Raw genomic sequence first — 1,721 nt, 5'->3', positions numbered from 1 at the left:
GGCCCAGACACGTTTCGCGCTGCGAGGTTGAGTTGGGAGATTAAGAGACCTCGTTCAGGTCTGCCCGGGAAGTGGGTGCGGCCGGCGAAGTGATCGGAACAGATGCATGTTCTGCTCGAATGCCGATCTTCTTGCGCTGTACGAGGTAACCGACAACCATGAGGACCGTGGCAGCGATAGGTACGATCACGCCGCCCCATTGCAGGTACCAGTGGAAGGGCTCAACCGGGTTGTAGATCTCCTGACGAGGCCAGGCCACGTTGATCACCATGAGAACGGCCCAGATGACTGCGGAAATGCTGACCACTAGGCCCAGCTTGCGGCCAAGATTGAAGTAGCCCTTCTCAGGCTCCTGCCAGCGGCCCCGCAGTCGCGCGATCGAGAAGCCGCCTGCGACGAGGATGTAGGAGAGCATGGCGAAGATGATGGCGTTCGAGGAAACGACCAGGATGATCTGCGGCTGGCTGATGTTGACCAGCAGGATAACGACACCGACAACCAGGACGAGGATCGGGGGGAAGACCGGTGTCTTGGCACGGGCCGCCACATGGCTCAGCCGCCCTGATCCCGGGAGCGCGTTGTCTCGGGCCATTGCGAACATCATGTTCACTGCCCCGGTCTGGTTTGCCATGGCGCAGATGAAGACGGCAATCGCGGCACAGACCAACATCATGTTGCCGAGGGTATCGCCCAGTACGGACTGTACGACGTAGGCAAGTCCTTCGGCACTGATATTCGGATCCTTGATGTCGTCGACGGACATCACAGCGGTCAGAATGAGCAGAGCCCCGAAAATACCTGAAGCCAGCAGGGCGCGGATGATCGCGCGGGGGCTTGTCTTGCGCGGATTGATGGTTTCCTCACCCAGGGAGCCCGCCGTGTCGAAGCCCCACATGACAAGAAGCCCAAGAAGCAGGCACACCAGGAGAGCGCCGAAGTAGCCGCTCGAGAAGTTGGCTTCAGTACCGTTTGTTTCGAAGGCCACCTGCGGGCCGCGCTTGCTGTTCAGCAGGAACGCCACGATCAGAACGACTGTAGCTACCAGCTCCACGACCACGCCCACGTTATTAACGAAGGCCCTGATCTTGGCACCCATGAGGCTGATGGCAGTCGTCATAGCCAGCATGATCGAGGCAAGAATGACACCGTTGATGGATGCATCAAGCGGGCCCGATCCATCGCCGTAGATCCAGAAGACCGGAGAGATGGCAGGCAGGATCAACTGCATCGTCAGCCCAACCGTGGCCGAAGAAACAACGAGGGCAAGAATCATAAAGACCCCCGCCATCCAGGCGACCGACTTTCGGGCCACGTGCTTGGTCCAGTTATAAACCGAGCCGGCCAGCGGATACCGAACCGACAGCTCCGCAAAGGAAAAGGCGAACAGGAGCTGACCTACCGCAGCTGTGATCCACGCCCATATCGAGGCCGGACCTCCGCTTCCATAGACGAAGCCGAACAAAAGAAACATGCCCGTCAGAATCGAGATAAAGGCGAAGCCAGTGGCGAACGTTGAAAAGGCGCCAAGGGTTCGGTTCAGTTCCTGCTTGTAACCGAACGATGCGAGATGCCGGTCATCGTCCGAGAGGTGGGTAGTACCCATGAGTTGCTCCGTTCAATGTGTAACCTATGATCGGTAATGTACTACCTGTGATGTGCCCCACGCCATACCTTTCGCGTTAATTTTTTGTTAAGGCGATGTGAGGCCACTAGGTCTTGTC

At 58.1% G+C, this 1,721-nt stretch carries 1 protein-coding gene; it reads right to left on the bottom strand.

From position 1 onward, the window contains the following. Positions 1-40: 40 nt before the first annotated feature. Complete coding sequence (locus D477_RS12415) at positions 41-1,603, bottom strand: APC family permease (protein WP_005269649.1); 1,563 nt, start codon at positions 1,601-1,603, stop codon at positions 41-43. Positions 1,604-1,721: the final 118 nt, after the last annotated feature.

Origin of the sequence: Arthrobacter crystallopoietes BAB-32 (assembly GCF_000328305.2) — a bacterium.
Classification (GTDB): domain Bacteria; phylum Actinomycetota; class Actinomycetes; order Actinomycetales; family Micrococcaceae; genus Crystallibacter; species Crystallibacter crystallopoietes_A.
Note: the sequence above shows the minus strand (reverse complement) of the source record. Positions and strands in the feature narration are given on the sequence as shown.

Coding starts and splice junctions, on each gene's coding strand:
- D477_RS12415 (WP_005269649.1), bottom strand. CDS start 1,603: ATGGGTACTACCCACCTCTCGGACGATGACCGGCATCTCGCATCGTTC.